The sequence below is a fragment of the Rhizobium ecuadorense genome (genome assembly GCF_001187535.1).
GTDB lineage: Bacteria > Pseudomonadota > Alphaproteobacteria > Rhizobiales > Rhizobiaceae > Rhizobium > Rhizobium ecuadorense.
The window spans coordinates 20,515-46,985 of sequence record NZ_LFIO01000064.1 but is presented as its reverse complement, the minus strand read 5'-3'; the positions used below and the strand labels follow the sequence as shown (position 1 = coordinate 46,985).

Below are 26,471 nucleotides of genomic sequence, written 5' to 3'. Positions count from 1 at the left end.
AAAACTCGCGAAGCAATCGCGCACTGTATTGGCGCACCCAGTCGGTGCGCGGTCCCCATGGTTTTGCAGTCTATGGTCCCCGTTATCAAGCCTGCATCCAGCGCACGGCGCAGATGCGATAACATAATGTTATAACTGAAAAATTTAGAGGATGTCAGAGCGCCGGACTTTCCTATTATCTGGGAAAAGCCAATCGAATTCGAAACGCGAGACACGAGAGGAGTGACAATGCGTATCTCAGAAGCATCAACCGCAGAAGGCGGTGCCGTCGGTTCAATGCGGGACGGAAAGCTCGACCAGAAGTTCCTGCTGTATGGGGAAGATGGGTCGCCGAACAATTATCTGCTCAACGTCGGTCTGACCGGTGGTGGCGGCTGGGGAACGCCGCGCCATCGGCACAATTTCGATCAGATCCGCTATGTTCTGAAGGGCAAATATCCTGCTTCGCCCCACAAGATCATGGATGAAGGTTCTGTCGCCTACTTTCCGGAAAGCGTCCACTACGGTCCGCAGGACCGCCCGGAAGGCCTTGAAATGATGGTCATCCAGTTCGGCGGTGCGAGCGGAGAGGGCTTTTTGAGCACGCCACGGCGCGAAGCCGCGAACGAAGCGCTGAAGGCCAAGGGCGAATTCAAGAGCGGCATTTTTACCTGGGTGGACGAGAAGGGCCAGACGCACAATCAGGACGGCGCGACTGCGTGCTACGAAGAAGCGATGGGCAAGAAGATGGTGCTTGCCCATCCGCGCTACGACGATATCATTATGATGGATCCAAAGGGCTATAATTGGATTGCGACCGATCAACCGGGCGTTTCAACCAAGCGTCTGGGGACGTTCACGGAACGCAATATCGATATCGGTTTCGTCAAGGTCGATGCCGGCGCCACTTTCAACACGGGTACGCGTGATCAGATCCAGGTGCTGTTCATGAGCAAGGGTAATGTCACTGTCGACGGCAAGACCTATGGCGAAAAGACGGCAATTGAGCTTCTTCCGACCGACGCACCGGTCGATATCAAGGCGAGTGAAGAAGCCCTGTTCTTCACGGTCACACTCCCGAAGTTCTAAGGAACGGTGCTGGCGCAAAATCGGTTGCGCCAGCACCCCTCTGACCGGATGAACCATCTCAGAGATTGCTCGGACGTCTACGCGTGCTGGTCGAAATTTTTGTCGCGGCAGAGCTCCAGACCGACCTCGGTCACGCACGCCACCAAGTCCCGGCGCGGCTGATCCATCACATACCCCTCGCGAAAGAACACGGCGATATCTCGGTTTAGCGTCGGATCATAAAACGGCAGTGCAAAAAGACGTTGCTCGGCGACTTCTTCGCTAACGGCGTGAGCCGGTAAGAGTGCAAGGTGTTCGGTTTCTGCCACGAGAGATTTCAGCAACGACACCGATCCGCACACAGTAATCTGGGGCAAGGGCGCATCCATCGTCTGCATGATGTGCTCCAAAACGGTGTGCGTGCGCCTCGATGTCGGACTGATCCAGGGATAGGCGACAAGATCCTTCCAGGTGAGCGTCGCATGGGAACGCAGCGGATGGTTGGGGCCAGCAATTACGCACAGGGTGTCTCGGAACAACACCCGTTGGCGCAGTCCGTCCAGCATATCAAAAACCTTGGTGAAGCCGATAACGAAGTCGAAATCGCGGCGCAGCAGGCCGGTCAGGAGGTCGACTTGAGCATTCTCGACAATCTCAAGGTGACCGTCATTGTGCGTTTCACGCCACTTGCTCAAAGCCATGGGTACGATCTTGCTTGCCAGGCTTGGCAGGCTTCCGATCCGGATCGACTCGCTGCGAATATCGCTGGCATTCAAGAGATCACGTTCTGCCAGCTGAATTTCTTCGCGAATGAGCCTTGCGTGGCAATAAAGGATATCGCCACTGCGCGTGGCAACGATCCCTTTTGAACTGCGCTCGAGCAGCTGAATTCCAACCTCTGCCTCAAGGCGAGCCATCGATGTGGTCAAAGCTGGCTGTGAAACGCCCAGCAGTTTTGCAGCACGGTTCAAGCTGCCATGCTCAATGACGGCTGCGAAGTAAAGCAGCTTTTTCGGATCGATTTCCATTGTCATTGAACGAACACTTCTCCTCTTCATTCTCTCAGAGGAGTATAAGCACCTCAATAGCTTAGCCTAGACCCGGACGCGCCGTTCAGCAATGGTTTTGGCGACTGTGTAGCTGTGATACATTTCCGGTCCTCCTTCCCGGCCGATGCCGCTTTCACGGACACCGCCGAAGGGGGCGTCAGCACCCGGGCTGGTAAATACATTCAGCGCCACCGAGCCGACTTGGAGTTCTCTGCTGAGGTGATCTGCCCGTTCCATGGAATTCGTGAACACGAATGCCGCAAGCCCCATATTCAGGCTGTTGCTGATCGTCAGAGCTTCGTCCATTGAATCGACCGGTGCACAAGGCGCAAGCGGACCAAAAGGTTCTTCGCTCATGATCCTGGCGTCCGGTGGGACATCGGCCAGTACGGTCGGCGCGTAGAACCAGCCGCGATTGCCGACGCGTTGCCCCCCTGTCGCAAGTCTCGAACCCCTGGCCACGGCATCGTCCACAAGATCCTGCATCGCCGCTAGACGACGACGATTGGCAAGCGGGCCCATCTGAACGCCATCCATAAACCCGTCCCCTACCTTCAGCTTGCTTGCCTTGGTGGCGAGGCTTTCAACGAATTTTTCGTAGCCGGATCGGTGGATAAGAAAACGCGATGGCGCCGAGCAGAACTGCCCCGCCATTCTGAATTTCCAGTTGATCGCCATCTGAGCGACCGTATCCACGTCGACGTTCTCGTCGATCAGCACGGGCGCGTGCCCGCCCAGCTCCATCAACACCGGCTTCATCGTTTCAACAGCAAGGCGTGTCAGATGCTTGCCGACATTGATCGATCCGGTCAATGTCACCAGCCGCGTGATCGGTGACAGCACAAGCGTGCGCGATACCTCGTCGGGATCGCCGAACACGACATTGAGCACGCCCTTGGGCAGGCCGGCATCCAGGAAACATTGTGCAAACAGGCACGCTGTGGCCGGCGTCTCTTCAGCAGGCTTGAGGATGATGGAGCAACCGGCTGCCAGGGACGCGCTGATCTTGCGCGACGGCGCACTCATGGGGACGTTCCAGGGCGTAAATGCAGCGACCGGGCCGATAGGCTCGCGAACGACATATTGCTGAATTGGCGGATCGGTCGGAACGATGCGGCCGTACATACGACGCAGTTCCTCGGCGTCCCAGTCCAGGAATGTGGCGGATCGCTCGATCTCGGCCAGAGATTCGCTTAGCGTCTTGCCCAGTTCGAGCGTAAAGATCGGGGCGATCGCGGCGGCCCGTTCGCGCACCAGCGCGGCGGCCCTGCGCATCAAGGCAGCACGTTCAGACGGCGGTGTCTTGCGCCAGATCTCAAAGCCACGCGCCGACGATTCCAACGCGTTCTGGAGGTCTTGGGGCGAGGCCTTCGGAACCTGCCCCAAGATCGTCTCGTCGCTGGGATTCTCGACGTCGCAAAGGGTCGGACGATCATAGATCCACTCACCGTCGATCAGCAGGCCGATGCGGGGATAGGAATATCGTGGCGTGTCTGTCATTCGGATTGGTCCTTGTTCGAGCCGTGCGGCCGCGGGCCGCTGATCGATACTGTTGAGACTAGGTACTGGAGGATGGGGTTTGTTACCGCTCTGCCGGCCAGACACCCTTTGCCCTTAGAAAGGCGATCACTTCGTCCTCGGCGATCTTTGCGCCACGCGCGCGTTGTCCCCACGTTTGGCCGCCAATATGCGGCGTCAGGACAACGTTCTGCAATGCAGCCAGCCTTTCAGGGATAGCGGGTTCGGTATCGACGACATCAAGCGCTGCACCGGCAATCGTGCCGTTCTCGAGTGCTTCGATCAGGGCGTTGGTGTCGACGAGCGTGCCGCGGCCAACATTGACCAGGCGGCCTTTCGGCCCAAGCGCCGCAAGTTCCTCAGCACCGATGATATGCTTGAGATCAGCGGTTCCCGGCACAGCTAGTACAAGAACATCACTGGCCTGCGCCAAGGCCTGCCATCCGTCGTGAAGCGAGGCGCCCAGACCCTCGTTCGAGGTGCGAGCTAGACCTGCAATTTTCATGCGCGACACTCTGGCCCGTGCTGCAATAGCCTGGCCGATCCGGCCACTCAGGCCGGCAATCCCCATGGTCATTCCGACCAGGCTGTCACCGACCTCGAAGCGCCCCTGTTGCCAAGCCCCACTGCGCGCAAACGCGTCAGCGCGAACGAGGTTGCGGGAAATCATGTGGGTGAGCGCTATTGCCAGGTCCGCGACATCGTCGGTCAACGCTTCGCCGACGCACCGCACCTTTATGCCGCGACGCTCAAGTCCAGCCAGGTCGATCTTGTCGTTTCCAGCCCCTTGCGAAATGACGAAACCAAGGTTGGGCAGAACAGCGGCGACATCGTCGGTACATCCACGCGTCGCGCTGGTCATGACAACGCGCACCGCAGCACGGTCTGCGTCCGGTAACGCGGAAATGTCATCCAGGCCGGGCACGATGCGCATCAGGTCGCGCCCTTCCAGTTGCGGATATGTCATACCCGCAAGGGCGGGGAAGGCGATGATGGGCTGCATGTCGGCTTACCTATTCTTTCGTGATTGTGCGGACGCTATCGACGCGTCACGTCGTGATCAACCGCCAACGTGTCAAATCCAGCCCTGGATATAATTTTGAATTATAACCCGCTTTGCGGCGAATGCCTTAAGGCTGAACGGCCTTGCCAACTTCCAGATTGACCATGAAGACAGCGCTGTTGCGCTTGCCGGCAGTCATATCGTCATCGGTTCCGAGAAATACTGTCATGAAGAGAGTGTGCCCCTGTCTCCCGCCGATTGTGCAGGATATGCCGGAGCCTTCAAACGCAACGCGGTGCGTGATCGCTCCGCCATCCAGGACACGGATGAACTCACCGGTATTGTAGATTCCCGCCCAGATCGCACCGTCGGCATCTGCGCAGATTCCATCCGGCTGGCGCCCATTCAGGTCAGCAAAAACGCGCCGATTGGTCAGCCGACCGTCGTTGCCAATATCAAACGCGGTCAGCCGTGCTTCCCACGTTTCGGCTACGATCAGGGTGCGTCCCTGATCGATCACCACGGAACCATTGGGAAAATCAAGGCCGGAGGCCACTTTACAAATTGACCGGTCCGGATCGATCCGGTGCAAATTGGTCAGCTTTCGCGCCTCACCACCCACGAAATCATAACCGAAATCGCCGACGTAGATCCGATCCTGCGGGTCTACGGCAAAATCGTTCAGCCACGCGGCAGCATGATTTGAAAGATCCGCATATTCACTCAAGGCAGACCCGTCGAAACGCAGCAATTTGCGGTCCTTTGCCGAAGCAATGATGAGACTGCCGTCCGACAGAAACCCAAGCCCGGAAGGGCGATTGGAAACCTCAACGGTCTTGATGCGCTGGCCAACGGACGACAACGCATAGACCTTGTGGTCGAACACATCGGAGACCCAAAGCTCGTCGTGCTGCCATTTTGGCGCTTCGAGAAACAGGAAACCCTCCGCAAAAGGTACCGGCTCAAGCGTCTTAGCCGAGGTGTCCATGACGTCCTCCCTCTGGTTTACCAGCCACCATCGCAATGGATGTTCTGCCCACTGATAAGGTCGGCTTGAGACGACGAAAGGAAAATCGCCAGGTTTGCGATATCGATAGGCTCGATCCGGCGCTTTAGGCTCTGCCGCTCCAGGATCCACTGGTGATAGGCCTCGCGCTTCTCACCAAAGTGGCGCCACTCGGCATCTGACACCACCGCCCCGGGCGAGATACCGTTGACATTGATGCCATGATGACCCAGTTCCCGCGCCATGCCTTTGACCAGGCCGTACATAGCCCCCTTGGATGCAATATAGGGAACAAATCCCTCCCAATGACCCGTGAGGGTCAACGAGATCAGATTGACGATCTTTCCGTATTTCTTGCGCTTCATATGAACGCTGCAAGCACGCGACAAGACAAAGGCGGCCGAGGAATTCACGCGGATTTCCTCCTCGTATTCTTCGATCGAAAACTCTTCATGCGGCTTGTTCACCACGAAGGCGGCGTTGTTGACCAGAATATCGATCCCGCCAACCGTGTCGGCCAGTTCGGCCACCGCGCGTTCCGTCCCAGGCAAATCGTTCAAGTCCATGCCCAGATAGCGTATGCCTTGGCCAAGTCTGTCATCCAGAGCGTCGACGCCGGGTCGGTCTGAAGCGATCACGCTGGCGCCTTCCTCGGCATAGCGCGCCACCATTGCCGTTCCGATCGTTCCAAGTGCCCCGGTGATCAACACGGTCTTGTCAGCTAGAATTCCCACGTTCGCCTCCTCCGCGATTGTTTGCAGTCCCCTAGATTTCACTTTGACGGTCAAATGAGAACAGCGAAAGCAATGCGGTACAACAATGCTATAAGAAAATATTATAGCATTGGCGGTTCGGTCCGCCTTAGACAGAAACTTCGGGATGTTCATCCAGACGGAACATGCGAAATATCCTGCTCGAAGAATTGGCCCCGAGAGCATCGCTCTTACCGCCGGAGGAACTAACGTGCCCGATCAAAGCGACCTTGTTCATCATTTCGCGGATTACGCTGCAAATATCTCCTTTGATGATCTACCGGATGCCGCGCGTATGGCAGCCAAAAAAACCATCCTGGACACATTGGGTGTCATTCTCGCTGCAAGCGGAACGGAACCCGCAGTCCGGGGCCTTGTGGATATCGTCAAAGAAACTGGGGGAACCCCGGACTGTACGCTTTTGGGCTTTGGGGGCAGGGCGCCGGCAATAATGGCCGCCCTTGCGAATGGGGCGCTGGCCCATTGCCTCGACTATGACGACCAGACACCCTGGGGACAGCACACGGCGAGTTCGATCATACCGGCTGTCTTCGCAGTCGCGGAGCGACAAGGTGGCGTGTCAGGCCGTGACCTTATTGCTGCGGTCGCGGCCGGACAGGATATTTTCGCTAGGTTGCGGTGCAATGTAGAATGGAAAAAAGACTGGAATCTCTCCACCGTTCTCGCGGTCTTTGCAGCAACGGCATCAGCTGGCCGCGTTATGCGACTTTCCGCTTCAAGCATCGGCCACGCGTTGGGCATCGCCACAATGCAGTCCAGCGGCATCATGGAGATGGTTGCAGGTCGCGGCAGCGACTTGCGGGGCATGTATGCAGGCTTTTCGTCAAAGGGTGCGGTTCTCGCCGCCATGATGGCACAGAAGGGCATCTCAGGCATTGATCGGGCGTTCGAGGGCCAATACGGCTTCATGAATACGTATTTTGCAGGCGGCTATAATCGCCATGAGATTCTTCGCGATCTCGGCCTAGAGTTTCTTGGAACCGGCACGCTTTACAAGCGGTGGCCCTGTGTTGGCACCGCACATAGCCACATGAAAGCGGCCATCGATATTGTCACCAACAACCATCTGGAACTTGACGACATTTCACAAATTCGGCTGCACGTCGGCGACTACCATGACCTGATGTGTCAACCGCTTGAGGAACGCCGCGCTCCAGCGACGCTCGCAGATGCCAAGTTCAGTCTGCCATTTCTGGTATCCGTTGCCATTGCGCGAGGCGGGATGAGTGTGTCTGATTTTTCCGAGGCGGGCCTGCGAGATGCCCAAGTCCTTGATATCGGGCGCAAGATCGGCCTGGTGAGGGACGCAACGCTCGACTGGAAACTCGAATTGCCGCCGGGCCGCGTCGAAATTGTTGCCAGCGACGGTCGTCATTGGATTGAGGAAGGCCGCAATGTTCCTGGAAACGCGGAGAATCCGATGAGCTGGGAAGATATTTGCGGCAAGTTCCGGGAATGCTGCTCTGTTGCTGCCACACCTGTTGCGGATGGAAACCAGGCGAAGGCGCAAGACCTCGCCTGGAGATTGGAGCAACTGTCCGACGCGACAGAGCTAATCCGATGCCTTGGCTAAACGGTGGGATCTCAAATCCCGGCGGTTTGGCCCCCGTCCACGACCATGGCGTGCCCGGTTACGAAGCCGCCAGCGTCTGAGCAAAGCCAGAGCACCGTTCCCGCGATCTCTTCGGGCCGGCCCATCCGTCCGATCGGTTCCTGAGCGATGATGTTGGCGCGGCCTGCCTCGGTGTCACCGGTGTAGCGGGCAATCATGGGTGTGTCGATGATACCCGGGCAAATCGCGTTGACCCGGATGCCCTTATCGGCATTTTCGAGTGCCGCAACCTTGCTGACAGCGACGACGCCGAACTTGGAGGCGCAGTAACTGGACTGTCCGCGGATGGCAAGGACCCCTGCGCCGGACGCCGTGTTGACGATCGCCCCGCTGCCCTGGCGTAGCATGATCTCGAGCTGGTATTTCATGCACAGGAAGACGCTTTTCAGATTAACCGCGATAACACCGTCGAAGAGCTCCTCGGAAAGTTCGACAAGGGGCTGAGCGGGTTGCTCGATCCCGGCATTGTTGAACGCAGCATCCAGCCGCCCAAAGGATTTGAGCGTCTCATCAAGCGCCGCCTTGACGCTGTCACCGCTGGTCACGTCGCAGATGATCGGCAGGATCTTGGTGCCGAAACCTTCAAGCAGTTCGACCGTGCCCGCCAGCCCTTTTTCGCTGATATCGACAGCGGTGACAGAAGCTCCCGCCTTGGCGAAGGCAACCGCCGTCGCACGGCCAATACCACTGCCTGCGCCGGTGACGAACGCCACTTTGCCGGTAAAATCGATTGTCGGTATGTTGGTCATGGTCTCTCGCCCGGTTTTTCTAAGGTTGAAATCTGCCGCGCGATACGGACTTGCCGCGTTGCGCTAAAAACACGATTGGTCATCGTCGGACTCGTTAGCCGCCCGTCTTCGATTTCGATTTGTTGTCGCCAACCGTATAGATCGCTGCCGCGACCACGACCACAATGCCCTCGATCAACCCCTGCCAGTTTGCCCCTAGATTGAGCATGTTGAAGCCATTCGTCAGGGAAAAAAGCAGAAGCGCGCCGGCAAGCGTCTTGATGACACTGCCCGCACCGCCGAACAACGACGTTCCGCCAAGAATGGCCGCGGCGATCACGGTAAGTTCGGCGCCTTGCAAACCCGCTGGATTGATGGACCGAAGTCGGCTTGCAAACAAAATACCGGCAAATCCTGCAGTGCCGCTGCAGAATACGAAGGCGAGAAGCTTGTATCGCATGACATTGATGCCGGACAGACGGGCCGCCTCGGGATTGCCACCGACCGCGTATAGGCGGCGCCCCACCATGGTGAAGCTGAGGACCACCCAGACGATGGCCGTGAAGATTGCCAGGTAAAGCACCGGGTTGCGCAAGGAGACTTCACCGTCCGATGCATAGGCAATCAACAGGAATAGGATACCGCCAATTGCCATTCCGAAGGCGGAGGGCCGCAAGGCCTTGCCCGCGCTCCAGCTCTTGAAAAGCCCGATCGCGCCCAGCGCAAGCAACAACACTCCGGTCACGAGCACGAACCAAAAGACCTCGTGTCGCCCTCCCTCAAAGGCTCTCATGGCAGCAATCACGTCGGGATTGCCGGCCGACAATGAGCGGCCGTCGGTGTAAATCAATACCAGGCCGCGCACCGCCGTCATCGTGCCTAGTGTTACGATGAAAGCGTTGATCCCGACATATTGAACGATCACACCATTCAGCAGACCAACACCCATGGCGACGGCAAGCGCAAGCGCTGCGGCAGGCACAAAGCCAATGGCGTCAGCGTTCCCGATGAGAACAACGGCAGCAAGAGCTGCGACAGAAGCGACAGAAAGATCAAAGTTGCCACTAATCAGGACCACGGTCATCGCCACCGCCATGATTGCCATCAGCGATGACTGGTAGACGACATTGGAGAGGTTGAGCAGGCTGAGGTAATTGGTCTGGCCAAGGTAAGTTGTCAGAATTGTCAGCACAGCAATGAGCAGCAACAGTGCGTAGTACACACCTCTCTCACGCAGGCCGAACAAGCGTCGCCAATTTGTCTTGCCGTCAACGTGCTCCGTTGGGGGGATCGCGGCTGCGGGCTCAATTTTCGTCTGTGTCGTGGTCGTCATTAGATCAGTCTCGCTTTTAATGGGACGCGGGCTGGTGGTGCGCGCCTGCAGGGGCTGCGCTTTGCCCGCCGGCAAGCAGAAGCAGTTCGTGCTCGGATGTTTCAAAGGTGTTGCGTTCGGCAACGCAAGCCCCGTCGCGCATGACCAGAATACGGTCGGAAACCGCAAGCAGCTCTTCAAACTCAGATGACACGACGATCACCGATTTCCCCTGGCTGGCGAGCTGCCGGATGAGCCGTAAGATGTCGGTCTTCGCGCCGATGTCGATGCCTGCTGTTGGTTCATCCAGCAGGAAGAGTTTCACATCGCTGAAAAGCCACTTGGCAATCGTCACCTTTTGGGCGTTGCCGCCGGAAAGGTCGCGCACGAGAATATCAGGCGAGCTTGCCTTGATCGATAACAGACGGATTGCCTCCCAACCACGTTCGCGTTCCCGTTCGGCAACAGGCAACGAATTGAGAACCGACACGCCACCCAATGCCGGAAGCGTGGTATTGCGCCAAATCTCGAAATCCGGCACCAGACCCTGGGCCATGCGATCCTCAGGAACCATGCCAATGCCGGCGCGGACTGCTGCACCGGTGTTGCGTGCGATCGGTTGCCCATCGAAAATCACCGAGCCGGTGGCATATTTGTCAGAGCCGTAGATTGCATGCAGCAGTTCGCTGCGACCAGACCCCAGCAAGCCGGCGATGCCGATGACTTCGCCTTGCCGGAGATCGAGTGACACGGGAGATAGCTTTCCCTTCGAGGCCAGATCTTTCAGCTGCAGCCTTGTCGCTGCCGCCACCGTTCCGGAAGCCGGACGTTCTTGCGCTTGACGCTCAAGTGCAACGATCTGTTTTCCGACAATGGCTTCCGCGATCTTATTCTCATCGAGATCGCACGTATGGGCGCGCATCACTGCTACGCCGTCGCGAAGGACGGTTACGTGGTCCGTCAATGCCATCACTTCATCCAAGAAATGCGAGACGAAGAGGATGGCCTTTTTTTCAACTTTCGACAGCCGTCTTACCGTCTCGTAGACAAGTTCCCGCTCTTGCGCGGCAAGAGAGGCGGTGGGTTCGTCCATCACGATCAAGTCGGCGCCAGTGCCAACTGCCTTCATGATCGATGCCATCTGACGCTCGCCGATCGATAGCGAACTGACAGGTGCATCTGGGTTCACCCAATAGCCAAGCCGCCGACAAAGCTCGTCGAAACGCTGTCTGATCGTGGTGGAATTCCGCCAAAAACCTGCTTCCCCCAGGTAGACATTTTCAAGAACCGACAGCGTCGAAACCAGAGGGATATGCTGGTGGACGGTGGCAACACCCATGTCGTTGGCGTTTTTGGGATTGTCCCAGATGACAGGCTTTCCACGCCAGATAATCTCGCCAAGCGTTGGCCAGTAAGCCCCGGACAAAATCTTGATAAGCGTGGACTTGCCGGCGCCGTTGGCGCCGAGCAATCCATGAACTTTTCCCTGCTCGATCTCAAGATCGACACCGCGCAGGGCAATGGTTCCATTGGGAAACCCCTTCACGACACCACGCAGTTGCATAATTGGGTTTTCGTGTTGCATCGCAGCCTCCCACTGGCTCTTTTTCACAAAGCTATTTCACCACTGCTCAGGGCAGGCGTCGATAGTTTCCTTCGTGATCGGGGGCATGTCATAGGAGACAAACCGAGCTTTTGGCGTGTCAGGATTGGTTGCCGCCTCATACATCGCCTTAAACATCAGCGAGCCGAGAAGCTTTGGACGCGTGCAGACGGAGCCATACATCTCGCCAGCCAAGATAGCGTCGTGGCCGAGTTTCGACCCGCCTCCGGTCGCAATCAGGGTCGGCTTAGAGCTTGACGCCTCAATGGCACGTGCGCACCCGATCGCCATGTCGTCGGCATGGCTGAAAATCAGATCGATGTCAGGATGAGCCGTCAGAAAATTCTGGCAGACGGCTTCGCCCTCATCCGGCGTCCAGTTGGTCGGCTGCTCAGCAACGATGTCATATTTCGCGTCGGCTTTGTCGAGCGCAGCCTTAAAGCCGTCGGTGTCCAGCTTGACGATCGTGTAAGCAGGATCGCCCATGACGATGCCGATCTTCGCTGCACGATCCTTGGGCAGGAGTTTTGCGGCCATCTCTCCCGATACATAGCCGGCTTGGTAATTGTCGGTGGCCACAAGTGCCGAAAGGCCCGGGTAAGGCTCGGTCACCTTGCGCGATGCTGAATCGCCGACCTGGAGGGCAATGGCGACCACCGGGATCTTTGCGTCGTTGATCTTGTCGACAAAGGATTCGGAGACCACGGAATCGAGCGGCAGAAAGCCAATGGCATCGACCTTTTGGGCGATAAGATCATCGAGAGAGTTGCCCTGTTTCTCGACGCTTCCGCGTGGATCGAGGACGACAGTCTTGACGCCTGCAGCAGCCGCTGCCTCTTCGAAACCTTTGGCCGTCATCACATTATAAGGATATTCAAGGCTGGCCGGCACATAGCCGAAAGTCAGATCCTTTGCCTGGACTGAGCCGATGCAAAGAGCCGTAGTGATCGTGATGATCGATGAGCGAAGCAGTGGACGCGCGGTCCCGAAGAGTTTCGTGCTGCGTGTCTGTGATAGAGTGTGCATAAGGTTCCTCCCTTGATGAAATATTGCGGTTTCTGCTGCACCCCGCAGTGCCTCCCTTGACGACCGTGGCACGCGTTCGCGTTTCCCCATGCCTTCAAGCTGTGCCGCCAATAGTCCGGTTGCACTTGCAGGGTGACGAGAATGAACTGACGCACGCTTGGCAGTCGTGTTTCCAAGCCATGCCGGACGGATCCTCCCGCTAAAGGATTGCCTAACATGCTGGGGCAGCGGGAGACAGAGGTCCGAAACAGAGGCTATAATGCCAGGTTATAACTATGTTACAGCCCGGGCGATCCCATCTCGCCGCGCCACGGCGGCACCGCTATTCCAGCTGCTGCTTTACCGTCTTGTCGCGCGGGAGGTAGGTGCGAGGCTATAATATACGCCTATACTCCCGGTGCGCTACCGGCGCTTTTCCAGCCCCGGGGTCATTGTGCGCAACGCTTGGATTTGTCACGAGCATTCTACAGGTACGGCGACGGTTTTAGAGCTCGCGTCACCATTTCAACGGCGAAGTCGCGGAGGACATGAAATGCAGGGACTGGTTTTTCTCGGCGAGGGGAGGATGGAGTTTCGCGAGTATGCGGACCCAACGCCCGGGCCTGACGAAGTCATTGTCCGCATCAAGGCTTCGGGCATGTGCGGTAGTGATCTCAACCATCTGAACGAGCCCAAACGCCGTGAAGATCAGATCGTCATCGAAGGACATGAGCCCTGCGGCATCATCGAGGAGGTTGGCTCGGCCGTACGGCCAATGGAAGCCAAAGTTGGCGACCGTGTCATGGTCTACCACTATGATGGCTGCCGGACTTGCACGAACTGCCGTTCTGGATGGATGCAAAACTGCGATCATGATCGCATAGCCTTTGGTGGTAACGGTCATGGTGCTCATGCATCATTCATGAAGGTCCCCGCACATACGATCATCAAGCTGCCCGACGCGCTTTCGTTTAAGGCAGGAGCGGCCGTCGCATGTGGAAGCGGAACGGCCTACGCCGCGCTGAAGCGGATCAACCTTCTCGCTGACGAAACGGTTGCGATCTTTGGTCAGGGACCTGTCGGTCTTAGTTGCACGATGTTTGCGAAAGCCTTCGGTGCGCGAGTGATTGCCTTGGATGTCGGAGAAGAGCGCCTGCAAATGGCCCGAGGGTTCGGCGCCGATTTCACGATCAACCCGGCAAAGGACGATCCTGTGGAAGCAATACGCGATCTTACGCGCGGCGGGCTTGGCGTTGAAAAAGCAGTCGAGTGCAGTTCCAATCCGATGGCGCGCCTGCAAGCGATGACTGTGGTGCGCCAGTGGGGAACCACGTGCCTGGTCGGCGTTCATGGGGGAATGCAGTTCGAATGCAACGAGCTTATTACCAAGCAGAAGACCTTGGTCGGCTCCTTGACGTTCAGCAAAAATCTTCAGGACGAATGCGCTCAATATGTGGCCGAACGTAGCATCGATGTCGATGCATTGTTTACCCATGAATTCTCGCTCGAGCAGGCGATTGATGCCTATGCGCTGTTTGAACAGAGAAAGATCGGGAAAGGCGTCTTTATTTTCGACTGAGACCTACCAATCGACGATCTGCACCGTCCCGCTGGGACAGCAGTCGCCTGCCTGACTGGCCGATACGGTTGCAGGAGCGCCGGCCGGATCACTAGGCCAACGTCTACATCAACTGATCATGGTCAGCACCTGGCATGGCGACCATCAACTATTGCGCCGAAGGGGGGCGTCTCATGAAAATCGGAGCATTGCGAGAAATCGCCAGTCACGAGGCACGTGTTGCCCTGACACCAGACAGCGCCTTGCAGCTACAAAAACTCGGCTACGAATGTGTCATCGAAAGCGGGGCGGGACTCCAAGCCGGATTTTCCGATCGAGCATATGAAAGCGCTGGGGTGACCGTTTTTGCCAGTGCAAAGGAAGTCTGTTCCGTATCGGATGTAATCGCCAAGGTGCAGCCACCCGAGGCAGAGGAAATGGCGTTGCTTTCGGCGGAGAAGACGCTGATCTCGTTCTTCTATCCGGCGCAGAACAAGGCGTTGCTGGAGAAGGCACGTTCGACCGGCGCCAGCGTCATCGCCATGGACATGGTGCCGCGCATCAGCCGCGCCCAGAAGATGGACGCACTGTCGTCGATGGCCAATATCGCCGGCTACCGGGCGGTGATCGAGGCGGGCAGCAATTTCGGCCGGTTCTTCACCGGCCAGGTGACGGCGGCGGGCAAGGTGCCACCGGCCAAGGTCCTGGTCATCGGCGCGGGCGTGGCGGGTCTTGCCGCGATCGGCACGGCCACGTCGCTCGGCGCGATCACCTATGCGTTCGACGTGCGCCCGGAAGTGGCCGAGCAGGTCGAGAGCATGGGCGCTCAGTTCGTCTATCTCGACTTCAGCGAAACGCAGCAGGATGGCGCCGCGACCGGCGGTTATGCCGCCCCGTCCTCGCCGGAATTCCGCGAGAAGCAACTGGCCAAATTCCGGGAACTGGCGCCTGAGATCGATATCGTCATCACCACGGCGCTGATCCCGGGCCGCGATGCGCCCAAACTCTGGCTCGAAGACATGGTGGCTGTGATGAAGCCGGGCTCGGTCGTCGTCGATCTTGCGGCCGAACGCGGCGGCAATTGCGACCTGACGGTTCCTGACCGGAAGATCGTCTCGGACAACGGCGTCACCGTGGTCGGCTATACCGACTTTCCGAGCCGCATGGCGGCCCAGGCCTCGACGCTCTATGCGACCAATGTCCGTCACATGCTGAGCGACCTGACGCCGGGCAAGGACGGGGTGATTGTCCACAACATGGAAGACGACGTCATCCGGGGGGCGACCGTCGCTCATCGCGGAGATATCACCTATCCGCCGCCGCCGCCGAAGATCCAGGCGATCGCGGCGCAGAAGCCCAAGGAAAAGGTGAAGGAGTCGACACCGGAGGAGAAGCGGGCTCAGGAAGCCGCCGCCTTCAAGGCGCAGACGAAGAGTCAGGGCATGCTGCTGTTCGTGGCGACCGCCCTGCTGCTGGTGGTGGGCGCGGTGGCGCCTTCCAGCTTCATGAGCCATTTCGTGGTCTTCGTGCTGTCCTGCTTCGTCGGCTTCCAGGTGATCTGGAATGTCAGCCATTCGCTTCACACGCCGCTGATGGCCGTCACCAACGCGGTATCGGGCATCGTCATCCTCGGCGCGCTCTTGCAGGTCGGATCAAGCCAGTGGCTCGTGGTGACGCTCGCCGCCCTGTCGGTGCTGGTCGCCACGATCAACATTGTCGGTGGCTTCCTCGTGACGCGCCGCATGCTCGCCATGTTCCAGAAGTCCTGAGGTAAAGGCTATAATCATGACCATTGGTATTGTTTCCGCCGCCTATATCTCCGGGGCTGTCCTCTTCATCCTGTCGCTGGGCGGACTCTCCGGCCAGGAAAGCGCCAAGCGCGCCGTCTGGTACGGCATTGTCGGCATGGCGCTCGCCGTCGTCGCCACCGTGTTAGGACCCGGCGTCGGCAACTGGTTCATCATCCTGTTCATGATATCGGGCGGCTCAGTGCTCGGCTATTGCGTCGCTTCGCGCGTGCAGATGACCGAGATGCCGCAGCTTGTCGCGGCCCTTCATTCCTTCGTCGGCCTTGCCGCCGTCTTCATCGGCTTCAACGCCCATATCGAGGCGGCCAACATTGCCAGCATGGACGAGGCGGCGCGCGCGGTGCTGTCCGGTTTCGCCGGCATCCTGGCCCACAAGAGCCCGGTCGAGCTTGCGATCATGAAGGTCGAGGTCTTCCTCGGCGTGTTCATCGGCGCCGTCACCTTCACCGGCTCGGTCGTCGCCTTCGGCAAGCTGGCCGGCAAGGTCGACGGCAAGGCGAAGAAGCTGCCCGGCGGCCATTTCCTCAATGCCGCCGCCGCCATCCTGTCGCTGCTGCTGCTGCTGATGTATGCCAACGGAGCCGGTGCCTGGACGCTCATCGCCATGACGCTTCTCGCCTTCTTTATCGGCTATCACCTGATCATGGGTATCGGCGGCGCTGACATGCCCGTCGTCGTCTCGATGCTGAATAGCTATTCGGGATGGGCCGCGGCCGCGATCGGGTTCACGCTAGGAAACGATCTCTTGATCGTGACCGGGGCGCTGGTCGGATCTTCCGGCGCTATTCTTTCCTATATCATGTGCAAGGCCATGAACCGGTCGTTTGTCTCGGTCATCCTGGGTGGTTTTGGCACCGTCGCGGGACCCACCATGGAAATCATCGGAGAGCAGGTCGCCATCGATGCGGATGGTGTGGCCTCCGCACTGAACGATGCCGACAGCGTCATCATTGTTCCAGGTTATGGAATGGCGGTGGCTCAGGCTCAGCAATCTGTTTCCGAACTGACACGGAAACTTCGGGCCGCCGGCAAGAAGGTTCGTTTTGCCATTCATCCAGTCGCAGGTCGGCTTCCAGGCCATATGAACGTTCTGCTCGCAGAAGCGAAAGTTCCCTACGATATCGTCCTTGAAATGGAAGAAATCAACGAGGACTTTGCAAACACCGACGTTGTCATCGTCATCGGCTCCAACGACATCGTCAATCCGGCGGCGCTGGAAGATCCGAATTCCCCGATTGCTGGCATGCCTGTCTTGGAGGTGTGGAAGGCCAAGCACGTCTTTGTGTCAAAGCGCGGTCAGGGGACTGGATACTCCGGTATCGAAAACCCGCTCTTCTATAAGGACAACACGCGCATGTTCTATGGCGACGCGAAAAAATCGCTGGATGGCCTGATACCACTGATGGCGTAGCTGCACATTTCAAGATGTAAGGCGGCGAACCGTCGGGGCGCCGTCACAAGCTTTGGAATCGGTGGCCACTTCTATCCGCCGCTTCCAAGCCTGTGAATACAGGCTGCGCGTTACGCAAGATCAAAATCACACGGTTTACGGCATCCTGTTCGCGGGCGTGTTGCGTATTTGAGTTCGAACCATCATCGTGCGCTCGGCCCGTCAACAAATGCCCTTTTCTGGACGGCGATCTGTTGCGGAGGCAAGGACGTGCGCGGCCCCGGCCATTTTCGTCAAGAGCTCCAGTCCACGATTATTTCCACATTAGAAATCGCATGCGCCTGAACAACGATCAAGCGAAAATGGCAGGGCTGGGCACTCGTCGAGGATTGATCGTCGGTTTGGAATAAGGCGCTTTTCAACATATCACTGACGTGCGTGGTTGCCTTTCCGCCGGCGACGGAACGGATGGCTGAAATAAGCCGGGGCTCACCTTTGTCCGCCAGCCGCCCCCCATTGCTACCTATCTATAGGTACGTCAGGTTGACGTCGCAGGGGGTATAATATATCGAATACCCTGAAAGGCCCTAGTGGATGCTGATGGCAACGAGTGTGAACCCACTCTTCAATGGCCTGACTTTTCATCCGCCCAAATGGCGACGAGCATGTGTGGGGAGCGATCTGCCCACAACAACCGCACATTGAAAGCTGCCTAGGTTCGGTCACCGTGTCCATCACATCCCAATGGTTCCCGAGAAGCTCTACGGAGGCGGCGCCCCTCGGTCAAAGCGGAAGATACAAGGACGGCCGGATTCGAATCTTCGGAGACATTGAGGAGGAGCAGGATAATGACCGCCAGCAATATGAACATCGATCCCAGGAAACTCCTGTACCTTGCTTCCATTATCGAAAGCGGAAGCTTCAAAAGTGCCGCCAAGGCGATGGATGTGTCTCAACCCGCCTTATCAACGTCCATGAGCCGACTGGAGGCGGAATTGGGGATGCAAATCCTCTTCCGCAGTCCAAGTGGCGTGGCACCCACCGCGATTGGTGAGGTGCTTTACTTTCACGCGCGCCTCATACGAGACGCGATCGAATTGGCCGAACGGGCCTTGTTGAACGTGCAGGGAGAGCACCCACTTTCCATTCGCATTGGCAGTCTACCGAGCCTAGCAAGCACCGTTATGCCAATGGCGCTCAGCCGTTGGCGAGAGGCGCACGCCGATCGCGACTTGCAAGTCGTGGAGGCCCCCCAGATTGATCTTTTGATCGGCTTGCTGCGCGGTGAATTTGACTTCGTTTTCGGTTTTACCGAGTGTTACGACCTGGAAGACGGTTTAAGGCAACGCGTCCTGTTTCGCGATAAGCTTCTGGTGATTGCACGAGCCGAACATCCATTGGCCAGCGCCAAGGAATTGAATTGGGAGACGCTTGTGCGTTACCCGTGGGTGGCCCCGACTGCGCGCCGCGCGCATTCCATTCTTGCTGCTGCACTGAAGATCGCGAAATTGCCGCCGCCGGAGCGCATGACCGTGTGTGGCTCCGTCACGTTGTTGAAGTCGCTTGTCATCGACAGCGATCACCTGGCCGTACTGCCGGCCCATGCGGTTCGCCAGGAGCTGGCGGACGGACGCCTTTGCAGCCTGGCCATCAGCGACGCTGCTCTCGATCGTAACATTGCGGTATTTTTCCGCGACGGATATCATCTGGACGAACAGAGCCGTGATCTGGTGAAGCTGGTAGAATCAGTCGGCCAGGAGCTTTGCAGGCGGTCTGACGCCCTCCCTCGCGAACATGCAGGCCTTGAAGACGTGAAAGTTTCAGACAGACCACAGACGTTCGGCATGCACGAGGCGCTGCTGCCGGCGGAGTGAGGATGTAGGACGCGTTCGGCCGCAGTCAGCATACGGGCGCCTGACGTCTTGGCTTATCCAAACGTGTTGGCGATGGTCCCGATGCCTGCAATGGATATCTCGACCCGGTCGCCAGCCTTGAGGAAACGCGGCGGGTCAAACCCGATCCCCACCCCTGCCGGGGTCCCGGTTGCGATGACGTCGCCGGACTGCAACGTTAGGCCGGCCGAGATCGCCGCGACAAGTTGAGGAATTTTGAAGATCAAGTCACGCGTATTTGCCTTTTGACGAAGCTCGCCGTTGACATGACATTCTATTTCAAGATTCTCGGCATCGACTTCGTCGGCCGTGACAATCCAAGGCCCCATCGGACAGAATGTGTCGAGACCCTTGCCGGCGAGCCATTGCTTGTGATTGCGTTGCCGGTCGCGCGCCGTAACGTCGTTAATGATCGTGTAGCCCCACACATGTTTCATCGCTTCGGCTTCAGAGATGTTGCGTCCCGGACGCCCAATCACGAATGCCAGCTCAGCTTCGTAATCGACTGCCGATGTCGCTTGCGGATGAAGCTCGACGGTGTCGCTTGGCCCGACGACCGTACTTGGCGGCTTGCTGAAGATCGCAGGATATTCATCGATCTCCTGACCTTTCACGGCACCTGCTTCAAAGCCGCTGCCGGAAAATTCCTTGGCATGTGCATGGTAATTTTTCCCGACGCAGAAGATGTTGCGCAGGGGAATAATCGGCGCGAGCAGTTTTACGGTATCGACGGCAACAAAGCTGCTGTCTGGCCGGAAGGTGGAAAAACCGCCAACTGAAATCCTGATCAAGTCAGTGACGCTGCTGAGCTTTTCATCGAGCGGATAGATCCGCTGCGCGCTGGTATCCACGATACCTATCCGTGGCCGGTTGGCGTCCAGAAATCGTGCTACTTTCATCAATATAAACCGTTCGATAAAGGGATCAGAGGTTGACGTGCTGATTTGCCCAGCCCGCGGCCTTCTTGACCCTGTCCGCAGATAGAAATCACCAGGCCGATCGCGCCCTCGCGCATTTCGTCTTCCCGACCGCACGCTTACTCTAAGAGCAGTTTCGAGCCTGCGATATCCGCCCTCTGCTCGCGGTATAAACTGCTGTTATCTCCTGCGGTTCCAGTCGCCTTCTCACAGTTGATTCCTTGAGAGACCCGCCGCATGTTCATGTCGATCTCAACGCTGCTGCGCGCCGGAGTGCGGCGGCAGTTCGGAGGTCTCCAATCATACGTGGCACGAGTCGTTGCCGCCCAACGAATTCGACACAATCGACACATGAACCGCGTGCGGCTTCACTCACGCCGCCCTGCGTGTTTTCGACCTCGAGAGGACAACAAGTGACCGAACATATCAAAGTCCAAGCCCCTCAGGATTCTGGGGTTCCCGGCTGGGCTCGGGATTTCAGCCTGACGGATCGCGTTGTTTTGATTACGGGGGCGGGTCAAGGGATCGGTCGGGAGCTTGCCCGCCAATTTGCCGCCGCGGGCGCGGTTCCGGTTATTGCTGATCTCAACATGGGCAACACTGAGCGCGTCAAGGCTGAGATCATCGAAAGCGGTGGCCGCGCGAGCGCAGCGCAGGTCGATATCGCTGACGCGGAATCTGTCAACGGCCTTGTAAAGTCGGTCGTTGACCAGTATGGGCGGCTTGATGTCTTGATCAATAATGCTGCAATCTTCGCCACCCTCGACAAGCGCAAATTCGAGCACATTCCGCTGGAGGAATGGGACCGCGTTATGCGCGTCAACATTACAGGGCCGTTCCTGTGTGCCCGCGCCGTTGCACCGATCATGCGCGCGGCCAAATGGGGGCGGATCATCAACATATCGTCAGATGCGGTGACCAAAGGTGTGATGAATTACATGCACTACGTCGCCTCTAAATCTGCAATGATTGGCATGACCAATGCGATGGCGCGCGAATTGGGCGAGGACGGGATCAATGTCAATTGCATCCGGCCCGGCGCTGTCTCGACCGAGGTGGAACGTGCAGTCAATCCGACGGTGGAACTGCGGCAAAGTCAGTTGATGCAACAATGCCTCAAGCGAAGCATGCTGCCCACCGATCTCGTAGGGATCATGATGTTCCTGTCCACGCCGGCTTCCGCCTTCATCACCGGACAGACCATCGCCTGCGACGGCGGTTACACGCATAGCAGCTGATGCGAGCAGAGCCGGCACAGCCAACGATGAGCCGGGGCGCAACGCAGTCTGGGTCGCCCCTGGGCGGCCACTGCGTGGTAAAGAACTGGACCAATTGTGGGCCAATAGTCGTTCCGCCTGCACGTGGCGCCGAAGGAACAGGCAGGCGGTCGATAGGCAAGGTCAATCGGAAGTCTGGGCATGGTCAAAACAGCAGAAGAGGTCGGCGTCGTCGTTGCTCATCGCCCTTCATCGGAGCGCAGATGCCGATGGTTATGAACTCTTGTTTCGGCCTATCGCGCAACGGCTATGAAAGAGACCGACAGGGTCGGCGCAGTGGTAAACTGGGGACGGCAAAAATGGTGGATGTCGAGCTGGATTTCAATGCAGAATTACATGCGAGACCGTCCATCTATTTTTCGGGTCAGTCCTTCGTTGAACATATTGCATTGCGCCCAGCGACAGCTATCGCGATGAGTTCAGGTCACCGTGCATCCGGAGAAAAAGGGCGTGATGGAACTGTCCAGACTCAGGTCGAGGTTCACACCGAGTTCGTAACCGTCACAAGAGTGACAAAGCTGCCGGATGCTCCGGCGGCTTGGCCAACAACAAATCTGACAATCGACGAGGCCAGAAGCCTGTCCGGCCTGAACGATGCGACGCTGATCTGCCGACTTGAGATTCTCGTTGCAGGCGCGCCTCCGCGCGACATCAGCTCTGTGCTCACAGATTTCGCATTTGCGGACACGGCAGCTTCCATCGTTGGCGGCGGCGCCTTGGTTTGTTCGGACTTTCGCGTCAGCGCATCCAACAGCAGCCGCGCCATCCTGTTCAACACTGATCTAAATGCCTATAGGCTCGGTCGCATGGTTCGCCGAGTCTACGAGATTGAGACGTACCGCGTCATGGCACTGCTGGGATTGCCGGAGGCTCGGCGTCTCGGACCCCTGCTGGCTGACTATGACAGGAAGCTGGTCGAGCTTACCAACCGACATTTGACGACCCCGACGAGCGCGCATAGAAGCCTTCTTGAAGAGATCTCCATTCTGTCCGCACAGGTGATCTCTGCGACTGCGGAAACACGAAACCGCTTCGGCGCTACAATTGCCTACGCAAAGATCGTCGAAGAGCGCATTGCGGAATTGCGGGAATCTCATGTTGCCGGCTTCCAGCGCTACGGTGTCTTTGTGGCCAGACGGTTTAAGCCTGCGATACGCACTTGTGAGGCGACCGCAGTGCGATTGGAGCAGCTGTCGCACGCGACCATGCATCTCATCGATCTGCTTCAGACGCGTATCCAGGTTGAAATTGAATATCAAAACGCGGTGCAAATCCAAGCAATGGCGGAAAGAGCCGCCACGCAGGTCAAGATCCAGCGCGCCGTCGAAGGATTTTCGATCCTTGCGATCAGTTACTATTTGCTCAGCCTAATCAAGCTGGTATTGGAAACATCCGAGCATGCAGGCTATCCTATTGACCCACTCGTGATGTTGATCTGTGTGCCTGTGGTTGTCGGCGCGGTCTGCATCACAGTTCTGAGAGTCAAGCACGCCCTCAAGTCCTGAGCAATTCCCCGCTTGGAGCCATCCGTCCCACGTGTCTGATCAGGTTTTGATCAGGCGATCGGACAAGATGCGCTTTTGCCTGCCTTCAATAGTTCGTCCATTCCGGCGCAGGGACAGTTGTCTTTTGCGCGTTAAATTTAGCCCTATCTGGGCGCCCGTCCGTCATAGCCAAATAGTTGGTACTCAATGCATGTCCAACGACTGCTTATACCGCTCATAGGCGTAAGGGACGATGGTCTGTCGTTCGATCATTCGATGGACCCGGGGGGGTGAAGCGCCCTGATGCAAATTTGTGAGACGATCCCCTATAGCGGCATCCGCGTGGGTACGGCGTTGATTGTGGCGGACATATTCGACCCAGGTCGGGACATGATAGGTCTCTGTCCAGACGGTCGGATTTTCGAGATCGCGCATCAGGGCCCATTGCCCGGCGCCATCACGAATGCGGACGCGGCGGCGCTCGGCCATGGCGGTCAGGAACTCCGGAACGTCCTCGTCATCGATGTCATAGTCGATCATCACCACGATCGGACCGCTGCGCGGCTTGAGGTCCAGCTGCAAGGGCGGCTCGGAAAAGCGGTCAAGCGGATCGAGATTGAGCGACTGGAATTCAGGCAGCGGCAGCCGCAGGCCGACGGCGGCGCCGGCGACCATGACCACGGCGGAGATCATCAGCGCGTTTGCCGGACCTTGCAGTTCCGCCAGTTGGCCCCAGATCCAGCTGCCGGCGGCAATGCCGCCGAAGGTGGTCGTCTGGTAGAGCGAAAGCGCGCGGCCGACCACCCAGCGCGGGGTGGAAAGTTGCACTGTCGTATTGAACAACGATAGCGCCAGCACCCAGCCGCAACCGGACAGAAGAAGAGCCAGACATGTGACGACACTGTAGGGGCTGAGCGCGGTGACGAGGCTGCTTACCGCAAATCCCAAAAAGGCGATACGCACGATCGCCTCGCTCGATAGCTGCTCGCGCAGCCGCGCGCTGAGCAGGGCGCCGCCGATGGCGCCGAGCCCGAAGGCACCCAGCAGTATCCCGAACGTGAACGGGCCGCCGGATACGAGATCGCGTGCCACGAGCGGAAGCAGAGCGAGGATCGCGCTGGCCGACAGGCCGAACGCGAAACCGCGCAGGAGTACCTTGCCGATATTCGGCGACATCGCCACATAGCGCAAACCGGCCGAAATCGCCCGGCCCATCGATTCGCGTGGCAGCTTGCTCAAGGTGATTTCTCGGCGCCAGCGCACCAAGGCAAAGATAATGGCGAAATAGCTGAGCGTATTTGCAGCAAAGGCGGCGGCCGCACCGGCGGCCGCGACGATCGCGCCGCCGATCGCCGGACCAACCGATCGGGTGATGTTGATGCCCATGCTATTAAGTGCCACGGCAGCCGGCAATGCTTCGCGCGGCACCATGTCGCCGACCGAGGCCTGCCAGGAGGGATTGTTGAGCGCAGTGCCGCAGCCAATGAGGAAGGTGAAAAACAGAAGGAGCCAGGGTGTGATGAATCCCAACCAGGCACAAGCAGTCAGCAGCGCGGAGACGAACAGCATGAAACACTGGGCGATAAGCATAATGCGCCTGCGGTCGAAATTGTCGGCCAGCGCGCCGGATACCAGCGAGAAGAGCATGATCGGCAAGGAGGTCGATGCCTGGACCAGCGCCACCATGTTTACCGAATGCGAGATCGACGTCATCATCCAACCGGCGCCGACCGCCTGGATCAGCGCGCCGAAATTCGACGCCAAACTCGCCAGCCAGATGGTCCGGAAGGTGTCGTGCCTGAAAGGGGCAAGCGGCGATAGTCTATCCGGCAAAATGCGTCCTCACCCCGAATATGTACGTGTTGACCCTGCTTGCCTGGAACCGCGCAGGTGCGAATGCAGGCGGTGATCCGGGCCTGATACCGTAACAGTATAGGCACCGGTTCTTCTGCATAGCTCGACTGGAGCCCACAGAACCTGCTACGGGACCCTATTCCTCGAGCGCTTCATCCTTCTTGCGCCGGATCGCCGGCAACAGCATGGCAAGCAGAGCGATCGCCGCAATGGCAAGCAGGACGGCGCTGACCGGGCGCTCGATGAAGACCATCGGATCGCCACGCGATACGACCATTGTCCTTCGCAGATATTCTTCGAGCATCGGGCCGAGGACGAAGCCGATCAGGAGTGGTGCAGGCTCACACTTCAACTTGTAAAGCAGGTAGCCAACCAACCCGAAAAGAACCGTCTCGAAGACATTGAATGCGGAGTAATTGACCGAGTAGACGCCAATCGCGCAGAAGACGAGAATGGTTGGATAGAGATAGCGGTAAGGCAGTTTCAGCAGCGAAACCCAGACGCCGATGAGCGGCAGATTGATGACAAGAAGCATCAGATTGCCAATCCACATGCTGACAATCAGACCCCAAAACAACGCGGGTTGCGACTGAATGACACCAGGCCCCGGCTGGATCCCGTGTATCATCAAGCCCCCGATGATCAGGGCCATCACGGCATTGGCCGGGATGCCCAAGGTCAACATGGGAATGAATGAGGTCTGCGACGCGGCATTGTTCGCACTCTCCGGGCCCGCCACACCTTCGATAGCCCCTGTTCCGAATTCATGGCCGTATTTCGAGACTTTCCGCTCGAGAATGTAGGATGCGAAGGTCGACAGGGCCAAGCCGCCGCCCGGCAAGATACCGAGCAGCGAGCCGACGAACGTGCCGCGGAGGACTGACGGCGTTGCCCGCTTGAACTCCTCCTTGGTCAACATCAGGCTTCCGACCTTGGAAATCGTCCCATTGCGATTTTCAGGGTGCTCTAGGTTTCGCACGATCTCGGCGATACCAAAGATCCCCATAGCAACCGCAACGAAGTCAATCCCTTCGAATAGCTCGAAGAAACCGAGCGAGAAACGAACTTCGCCGCTCTGGATGTCGGTTCCGACGAGCCCGAGTGCCAAGCCGAGCGCAAGCATGGCAATGGACTTGAAAATGCTGCCCTGGGCAAGAACCGTCGCGATGATCAATCCAAGCAGAATGAGCGAGAAATATTCGGCTGGGCCAAATGATAACGCAAATGAGGTCAAGACAGGTCCGGACGCAGCCACAACAAGGGTGGCAACGGTTCCGGCGAAGAAGGAACCAAGAGCAGAAACGGCAAGCGCGGCGCCGGCCCGCCCCTTGAGCGCCATTTTGTGACCCTCAAGCGTCGTCACCACGGCTGTAACTTCACCAGGAAGGTTCAGAAGGATGGCGGAAGTCGAACCGCCATACTGGGCACCATAATAGATGCCGGACAACATGATAACGGCTGTGACGGGATCAAGCGCGAAGGTGAGCGGCAGCAGCAGAGCGATTGTTGCCAGTGGCCCGATCCCCGGCAGAACGCCGATGGCCGTGCCGATCAGACAGCCCATGAAGGCGAAACCGAGATTGTGAAATGTCATTGCGACCGAGAGGCCGAGCGCGAGATTGTCAATCATAGTGC

Annotated in this window: 20 protein-coding genes; 8 read left to right on the top strand and 12 right to left on the bottom strand. The window is 58.0% G+C overall.

Annotation, left to right across the window (positions count from 1 at the left end):
* Positions 1-228 precede the first annotated feature (228 nt).
* Complete coding sequence (locus tag AF337_RS02775) at positions 229-1,068, top strand: hypothetical protein (protein WP_049730956.1); 840 nt, start codon at positions 229-231, stop codon at positions 1,066-1,068.
* A 77-nt stretch (positions 1,069-1,145) separates the two neighbouring features.
* On the opposite strand, the gene AF337_RS02770 is transcribed toward AF337_RS02775, so the two are convergent.
* The 5 genes from AF337_RS02770 to AF337_RS02750 all read right to left on the bottom strand — a co-directional run bounded on the left by AF337_RS02770 (position 1,146) and on the right by AF337_RS02750 (position 6,357).
* The gene (locus AF337_RS02770; protein ID WP_049730955.1) at positions 1,146-2,081 is read right to left on the bottom strand and encodes a LysR family transcriptional regulator; all 936 of its coding nucleotides are present in this window, start codon (positions 2,079-2,081) and stop codon (positions 1,146-1,148) included.
* 60 nt (positions 2,082-2,141) lie between these two features.
* Positions 2,142-3,596, bottom strand: a complete 1,455-nt coding sequence (locus AF337_RS02765; RefSeq protein ID WP_049730954.1) for an NAD-dependent succinate-semialdehyde dehydrogenase — start codon at positions 3,594-3,596, stop codon at positions 2,142-2,144.
* 82 nt (positions 3,597-3,678) lie between these two features.
* Positions 3,679-4,617 (bottom strand): NAD(P)-dependent oxidoreductase, encoded by a 939-nt coding sequence (locus tag AF337_RS02760; protein ID WP_049730953.1) that lies wholly within the window; start codon positions 4,615-4,617, stop codon positions 3,679-3,681.
* A gap of 127 nt (positions 4,618-4,744) precedes the next feature.
* Positions 4,745-5,605, bottom strand: coding sequence for an SMP-30/gluconolactonase/LRE family protein (locus tag AF337_RS02755; protein WP_049730952.1), 861 nt, complete (start codon positions 5,603-5,605; stop codon positions 4,745-4,747).
* Positions 5,606-5,622: 17 nt separating this feature from the next.
* On the bottom strand, positions 5,623-6,357 hold the full coding sequence (locus AF337_RS02750; RefSeq protein ID WP_049730951.1) for an SDR family oxidoreductase: 735 nt from the start codon (positions 6,355-6,357) through the stop codon (positions 5,623-5,625).
* A 145-nt stretch (positions 6,358-6,502) separates the two neighbouring features.
* On the opposite strand from AF337_RS02750, the gene AF337_RS02745 reads away from it, so the two are divergent.
* Positions 6,503-7,969 (top strand): MmgE/PrpD family protein, encoded by a 1,467-nt coding sequence (locus tag AF337_RS02745; RefSeq protein WP_244471161.1) that lies wholly within the window; start codon positions 6,503-6,505, stop codon positions 7,967-7,969.
* A gap of 11 nt (positions 7,970-7,980) precedes the next feature.
* On the opposite strand, the gene AF337_RS02740 is transcribed toward AF337_RS02745, so the two are convergent.
* From AF337_RS02740 to AF337_RS02725, 4 genes are all read right to left on the bottom strand, one after another.
* Positions 7,981-8,757 carry a glucose 1-dehydrogenase gene (locus AF337_RS02740; protein WP_049730949.1) on the bottom strand — a complete coding sequence of 259 codons (777 nt, stop codon included), beginning with the start codon at positions 8,755-8,757 and terminating at the stop codon, positions 7,981-7,983.
* Between the two features lie 94 nt (positions 8,758-8,851).
* Positions 8,852-10,069 carry an ABC transporter permease gene (locus tag AF337_RS02735; RefSeq protein WP_049730948.1) on the bottom strand — a complete coding sequence of 406 codons (1,218 nt, stop codon included), beginning with the start codon at positions 10,067-10,069 and terminating at the stop codon, positions 8,852-8,854.
* Positions 10,070-10,085: 16 nt separating this feature from the next.
* A complete protein-coding gene (locus AF337_RS02730; RefSeq protein WP_049730947.1) occupies positions 10,086-11,633 on the bottom strand; it encodes a sugar ABC transporter ATP-binding protein in 1,548 nt (515 codons plus the stop codon).
* A gap of 36 nt (positions 11,634-11,669) precedes the next feature.
* Positions 11,670-12,677 (bottom strand): sugar ABC transporter substrate-binding protein, encoded by a 1,008-nt coding sequence (locus tag AF337_RS02725; RefSeq protein WP_049730946.1) that lies wholly within the window; start codon positions 12,675-12,677, stop codon positions 11,670-11,672.
* 532 nt (positions 12,678-13,209) lie between these two features.
* On the opposite strand from AF337_RS02725, the gene AF337_RS02720 reads away from it, so the two are divergent.
* The 4 genes from AF337_RS02720 (at position 13,210) to AF337_RS02705 (ending at position 19,286) form a co-directional block, all read left to right on the top strand.
* Entirely contained in the window at positions 13,210-14,235 is a 1,026-nt protein-coding gene (locus AF337_RS02720) for a zinc-dependent alcohol dehydrogenase family protein (protein WP_049730945.1), read from the top strand.
* A gap of 173 nt (positions 14,236-14,408) precedes the next feature.
* Positions 14,409-15,983: a Re/Si-specific NAD(P)(+) transhydrogenase subunit alpha gene (locus AF337_RS02715; protein WP_049731006.1), complete on the top strand. Its 1,575-nt coding sequence runs from the start codon at positions 14,409-14,411 to the stop codon at positions 15,981-15,983.
* A 16-nt stretch (positions 15,984-15,999) separates the two neighbouring features.
* Complete coding sequence (locus AF337_RS02710) at positions 16,000-17,433, top strand: NAD(P)(+) transhydrogenase (Re/Si-specific) subunit beta (protein WP_049730944.1); 1,434 nt, start codon at positions 16,000-16,002, stop codon at positions 17,431-17,433.
* 827 nt (positions 17,434-18,260) lie between these two features.
* Positions 18,261-19,286 (top strand): LysR family transcriptional regulator, encoded by a 1,026-nt coding sequence (locus AF337_RS02705; protein WP_063844302.1) that lies wholly within the window; start codon positions 18,261-18,263, stop codon positions 19,284-19,286.
* Between the two features lie 53 nt (positions 19,287-19,339).
* Here AF337_RS02705 and AF337_RS02700 read toward each other — a convergent pair whose 3' ends face one another.
* Positions 19,340-20,203: a fumarylacetoacetate hydrolase family protein gene (locus AF337_RS02700; RefSeq protein ID WP_049730943.1), complete on the bottom strand. Its 864-nt coding sequence runs from the start codon at positions 20,201-20,203 to the stop codon at positions 19,340-19,342.
* A 431-nt stretch (positions 20,204-20,634) separates the two neighbouring features.
* On the opposite strand from AF337_RS02700, the gene AF337_RS02695 reads away from it, so the two are divergent.
* Together AF337_RS02695 and AF337_RS02690 are read left to right on the top strand one after the other, a co-directional pair.
* Positions 20,635-21,459 carry an SDR family NAD(P)-dependent oxidoreductase gene (locus tag AF337_RS02695; RefSeq protein ID WP_049730942.1) on the top strand — a complete coding sequence of 275 codons (825 nt, stop codon included), beginning with the start codon at positions 20,635-20,637 and terminating at the stop codon, positions 21,457-21,459.
* Between the two features lie 338 nt (positions 21,460-21,797).
* Positions 21,798-23,003: a DUF3422 domain-containing protein gene (locus AF337_RS02690; protein WP_049730941.1), complete on the top strand. Its 1,206-nt coding sequence runs from the start codon at positions 21,798-21,800 to the stop codon at positions 23,001-23,003.
* A 183-nt stretch (positions 23,004-23,186) separates the two neighbouring features.
* Here the strand turns inward: AF337_RS02690 and AF337_RS02685 are convergent, their stop codons facing one another.
* Both AF337_RS02685 and AF337_RS02680 read right to left on the bottom strand, forming a co-directional pair.
* Positions 23,187-24,815 (bottom strand): MFS transporter, encoded by a 1,629-nt coding sequence (locus AF337_RS02685; protein WP_049730940.1) that lies wholly within the window; start codon positions 24,813-24,815, stop codon positions 23,187-23,189.
* A 157-nt stretch (positions 24,816-24,972) separates the two neighbouring features.
* A complete protein-coding gene (locus AF337_RS02680) occupies positions 24,973-26,466 on the bottom strand; it encodes a tripartite tricarboxylate transporter permease (RefSeq protein ID WP_049730939.1) in 1,494 nt (497 codons plus the stop codon).
* Positions 26,467-26,471 lie beyond the last annotated feature (5 nt).

What these genes read in the sequence shown, in the direction of transcription:
- AF337_RS02775 (WP_049730956.1), top strand. Translation starts at nt 229, where the DNA reads ATGCGTATCTCAGAAGCATCAACCGCAGAAGGCGGTGCCGTCGGTTCA.
- AF337_RS02770 (WP_049730955.1), bottom strand. Translation starts at nt 2,081, where the DNA reads ATGACAATGGAAATCGATCCGAAAAAGCTGCTTTACTTCGCAGCCGTC.
- AF337_RS02765 (WP_049730954.1), bottom strand. Translation starts at nt 3,596, where the DNA reads ATGACAGACACGCCACGATATTCCTATCCCCGCATCGGCCTGCTGATC.
- AF337_RS02760 (WP_049730953.1), bottom strand. Translation starts at nt 4,617, where the DNA reads ATGCAGCCCATCATCGCCTTCCCCGCCCTTGCGGGTATGACATATCCG.
- AF337_RS02755 (WP_049730952.1), bottom strand. Translation starts at nt 5,605, where the DNA reads ATGGACACCTCGGCTAAGACGCTTGAGCCGGTACCTTTTGCGGAGGGT.
- AF337_RS02745 (WP_244471161.1), top strand. Translation starts at nt 6,503, where the DNA reads ATGTTCATCCAGACGGAACATGCGAAATATCCTGCTCGAAGAATTGGC.
- AF337_RS02740 (WP_049730949.1), bottom strand. Translation starts at nt 8,757, where the DNA reads ATGACCAACATACCGACAATCGATTTTACCGGCAAAGTGGCGTTCGTC.
- AF337_RS02735 (WP_049730948.1), bottom strand. Translation starts at nt 10,069, where the DNA reads ATGACGACCACGACACAGACGAAAATTGAGCCCGCAGCCGCGATCCCC.
- AF337_RS02730 (WP_049730947.1), bottom strand. Translation starts at nt 11,633, where the DNA reads ATGCAACACGAAAACCCAATTATGCAACTGCGTGGTGTCGTGAAGGGG.
- AF337_RS02725 (WP_049730946.1), bottom strand. Translation starts at nt 12,677, where the DNA reads ATGCACACTCTATCACAGACACGCAGCACGAAACTCTTCGGGACCGCG.
- AF337_RS02720 (WP_049730945.1), top strand. Translation starts at nt 13,210, where the DNA reads ATGCAGGGACTGGTTTTTCTCGGCGAGGGGAGGATGGAGTTTCGCGAG.
- AF337_RS02715 (WP_049731006.1), top strand. Translation starts at nt 14,409, where the DNA reads ATGAAAATCGGAGCATTGCGAGAAATCGCCAGTCACGAGGCACGTGTT.
- AF337_RS02710 (WP_049730944.1), top strand. Translation starts at nt 16,000, where the DNA reads ATGACCATTGGTATTGTTTCCGCCGCCTATATCTCCGGGGCTGTCCTC.
- AF337_RS02705 (WP_063844302.1), top strand. Translation starts at nt 18,261, where the DNA reads ATGACCGCCAGCAATATGAACATCGATCCCAGGAAACTCCTGTACCTT.
- AF337_RS02700 (WP_049730943.1), bottom strand. Translation starts at nt 20,203, where the DNA reads ATGAAAGTAGCACGATTTCTGGACGCCAACCGGCCACGGATAGGTATC.
- AF337_RS02690 (WP_049730941.1), top strand. Translation starts at nt 21,798, where the DNA reads ATGGTGGATGTCGAGCTGGATTTCAATGCAGAATTACATGCGAGACCG.
- AF337_RS02680 (WP_049730939.1), bottom strand. Translation starts at nt 26,466, where the DNA reads ATGATTGACAATCTCGCGCTCGGCCTCTCGGTCGCAATGACATTTCAC.